Raw genomic sequence first — 3,547 nt, 5'->3', positions numbered from 1 at the left:
GGGCATGCTGACGCGCTCGGCCATCACCTATGTCTGCTGGGGCGCCGACGCCGCGATGGATGGCGCGTGGCAGCCCGGCTAGGCGGTTCCTGAAATTTTTTCGCCGTCAAATGTGAACCGTTTCCGCGCAGCTCCGTACAAAGGGGCATGCGTACCCCTGCGCATTGCATGGAGAGTCACATATGCCCCTCAAGACCAATCTGTTGATTACGGCGGCCATTGCCGCTTCCCTGTCGCTCGCGGCCTGCGAAGATGCCGCCGACAAGTCAGACTATGATGCCGCCCCCGCTGCCAAGGTCGAAATGCCGACCGAAGCAGCAACACCGCCTGCTGAACCCATGATGGAAGAAGCGGTTGTCGAAACCGGCACGATTGTCGCCGTTGCCGCTGGCAATGACGCCCTGTCGACTCTTGTCGCTGCCGTCACGGCGGCTGACCTTGTCGAAACGCTGAACAGCGACGGTCCGTTCACTGTGTTTGCGCCGCCAAACGACGCATTCGCCAAACTGCCGGAAGGCACAGTCGAAACACTGCTCCTGCCAGAGAACAAGGCCAAGCTGTCCGGCATCCTGACTTACCATGTCGTGGCAGGCGAAGTGATGGCGGCTGATCTTGTCCAGGCCATCACCGACAATGGCGGCAGGTTCACGGTCACCACCGTCAACGGCGCAGACCTCACTGCCTCCATCGTCGACGGCAATGTCATCCTCACCGATGCAGCCGGCGGAACCGCCACGGTGACCGCAACCGATATCGACGCGTCCAATGGCGTTGTCCACCTGATCGACACGGTTGTCATGCCGGGCTGATACACTCAATCCGGCATGAACTTGGCCCCGCACTCCCCCCGGTGCGGGGCCATACTTTTCCGGGTCTTGCGATGACGCGCTGCCCTGATACTGTCCTGCCAACACCAGATTGCTGAGGGTTGATAAGATGCGTGGATTATTGCTGGCACTGTGCCTGACACTCGTTGCCGTACCGGGATTTGCAGACGAAAAGGCCGACAAGGCTGAGGCGGCAAAGGAAAAGCCCGAGATACCCGAGGCCCAGGCCTTCGCCTCCGATCATTCCCTCAAGCTGAATGGCCAGACCATCAAGTACAAGACCGTCGCCAGCGAAACCTACCTGCGCGACAAGAAAGACGAGCCCACGGCCTCGATCTTCTCGGTCGCCTATGTCCGCGACGGCGTATCCGATGCGCGTCAGCGCCCGGTCACTTTCGTGTTCAATGGCGGCCCGGGTTCGGCCTCGCTCTGGCTGCACATGGGTGCCTTCGGTCCGAAACAGGTCATCACGCCGTCTGACGCCAGCGGCGTCGGCGCACCGCCTTATACGATCCGCGACAACCAGAACTCGCTGCTCGACGTGACAGACATGGTCTTCATCGATCCCGTCGGCACCGGCTATTCGCGCCCGCTCGGTGACAATGACGGCAAGGAATTCTACGGCGTCAACGAAGACGCCGAAAGCATCGCCGAATTCATCCGTATCTGGATCACCGAGAATGGCCGCTGGAACAGCCCGAAATACCTCGCTGGCGAAAGCTATGGCACCACCCGCGCCGCAGCCCTGACCGAGAAACTGCAGGGCGGCTGGAACGGGATCGGCCTCAATGGCGTGGTCCTGATTTCCGCCATCCTCGATTTCCAGACCGGCGAATTCGCCCCCGGCAACGACACCGCGCACATTTCCTACTTCCCGTCCGAAGCCGCCATCGCCTGGTATCACGGCAAGGTCGACACGGCGAAATGGAATGGCGACTTTGATGCCTTCATCGCCGCCGCCCGCACCTATGCCATCGACACGCTGGCCCCGGCCCTGATCCGTGGCAACACGCTGGGTGCCACGCAGGAAGCCGCCATCGCCACTGAGATGAGCGCCTATCTCGGCGTCTCGTCCGAATGGATCCGTCAGGCGAAGCTGCGCATCGACCCGACTCGCTTCCGCAAAGAATTGCTGCGCCGGGAAGGCTATTCCGTTGGCCGGTTCGATGGCCGTTACAAGGGTATCGACAGCGAAGGCACCGCCGACTCGCCGGAGAATGATCCGTCAGGTTACGGAATGGATGTCGCTTATGTCGCCGCCATCAACGACTACCTGACCCGCGAGCTGAAGATCGATTTCACTCGCCCCTACAAGGTGCTGACCGGCGAGCCAGGTTCGAACTGGAACTGGAGCACGAATGACAGCGGCTGGCCGGAATATGTCAACGTCACGCCCTGGCTCGGCAAGGGCATGCGCGAGAACCCGCAGATGAAAGTCATGCTGGCCTCAGGCTGGTACGATTTGGCGACGCCCTTCTTCGGGGCCGAGATGGCGCTGTTCAAAAATGGCGTCGTACTCGACCGGGTCGAGTTCGACTATTATGACGCCGGGCACATGATGTACCTGTCAGAGCCTGAAGGCGCGAAACTGTCGAACGATGTGCGCGCCTTCATCAGGGCCGGCCAGTAAGCGTCAAACCTTGCGCACGATCGCCGTGTTCATGCGCGCGCCCTCGACGACGACCGAGTCGCCAGCCTGAACCGGGATCATCGGGTCGGCGGCTTCTGCGCCCCACACCGTCTCGCCGATCCGGATCTGGCCTTGCCCGCCTGAGAAATCGCCCGTCGCCTGACCGCGCTGGCCGACAAGGCCCGCCATGCGCTTGTTCAGCGTTGGGTGTTCCTCGACGCTGCCGCGCAGGCCGGAAAACAGGGTCCGGCCCAGCGCGACAAGCACGAAGGCCGCCGCGCCAAAGAATACCAGCTGCCCCTGCCAGGTGGTGTACGTGTCCGGTCCGAAAAAGGCGAACGCCCCGGTCAGCCATGCGGCAATTGCCAGCATCATCAGGTCGAACGTGCCGGTCATCATCTCGATACCGAACAGGACAAGGCCCAGCGCCAGCCAGTGCCAGACGGTGAGTTCGGTAAAAATCTGTTCCATGGTCCAGGTCTCCCGGTTGGGGGCAAGATGGAGGCCGGTCCCGAGCCGAAGCCCGGGCACCGGAGGAGGTTAGTATTCCGTCCGCGTCGGCGGCACGGCGCCGCCTTGTGTCCGCGAAGCGAGCTGGGCTTCCTTCGCCGCACCGGTCAGGCCCTTGATGCCTTCGATTGTACCGAGGATGCTCGAGAATTCTGCCGGAATGATAACCGTGCGCTGCTGCGGGCTGGTCGCCAGCTTTTCGAATGCAGCGACATAGGCCTGGCCGAGGAAGTAGTTGATGGCATTGACGTCGCCCTTGGCGATGGCCTCGCTGACCATGGCCGTCGCCTTGGCTTCCGCTTCGGCTTCGCGCTCGCGCGCCTCGGCATCGCGGAAAGCGGCTTCGCGGCGGCCTTCGGCTTCGAGAATCTTGGCCTGCTTCTGGCCCTCGGCCGTGAGGATCGCCGACTGCTTGTCGCCCTCGGCGGTGAGGATTTCCGCCCGCTTCAGGCGCTCGGCCTTCATCTGGCGGTTCATCGCTTCGGTAATGTCGGCCGGCGGGCTGAGGTCCGCAATCTCTATACGGGTGACCTTCACCCCCCACGGATTGGTGGCGGCATCAATCACATGCAGCAGGCGC

4 protein-coding genes are annotated in these 3,547 nt (G+C 62.4%); 2 read left to right on the top strand and 2 right to left on the bottom strand.

Annotated elements, in window-relative coordinates:
• The first annotated feature begins 182 nt into the window (after window positions 1-182).
• Both AADA04_RS06240 and AADA04_RS06235 read left to right on the top strand, forming a co-directional pair.
• Window positions 183-809, top strand: coding sequence for a fasciclin domain-containing protein (locus AADA04_RS06240; RefSeq protein ID WP_340692388.1), 627 nt, complete (start codon window positions 183-185; stop codon window positions 807-809).
• 127 nt (window positions 810-936) lie between these two features.
• Window positions 937-2,457, top strand: coding sequence for a peptidase S10 (locus AADA04_RS06235; RefSeq protein WP_340692387.1), 1,521 nt, complete (start codon window positions 937-939; stop codon window positions 2,455-2,457).
• Between the two features lie 3 nt (window positions 2,458-2,460).
• On the opposite strand, the gene AADA04_RS06230 is transcribed toward AADA04_RS06235, so the two are convergent.
• Window positions 2,461-2,928: an NfeD family protein gene (locus AADA04_RS06230; protein ID WP_340692386.1), complete on the bottom strand. Its 468-nt coding sequence runs from the start codon at window positions 2,926-2,928 to the stop codon at window positions 2,461-2,463.
• Between the two features lie 69 nt (window positions 2,929-2,997).
• Window positions 2,998-3,547 (bottom strand): SPFH domain-containing protein (locus AADA04_RS06225; protein WP_340692385.1); only part of this gene is annotated, 550 nt, incomplete at its 5' end.

Origin of the sequence: Hyphomonas sp. (genome assembly GCF_037969335.1) — a bacterium.
Classification (GTDB): Bacteria; Pseudomonadota; Alphaproteobacteria; order Caulobacterales; family Hyphomonadaceae; genus Hyphomonas.
The sequence above is the reverse complement of the archived record's forward strand: the minus strand, read 5'-3'. Positions and strand labels throughout refer to the sequence as shown.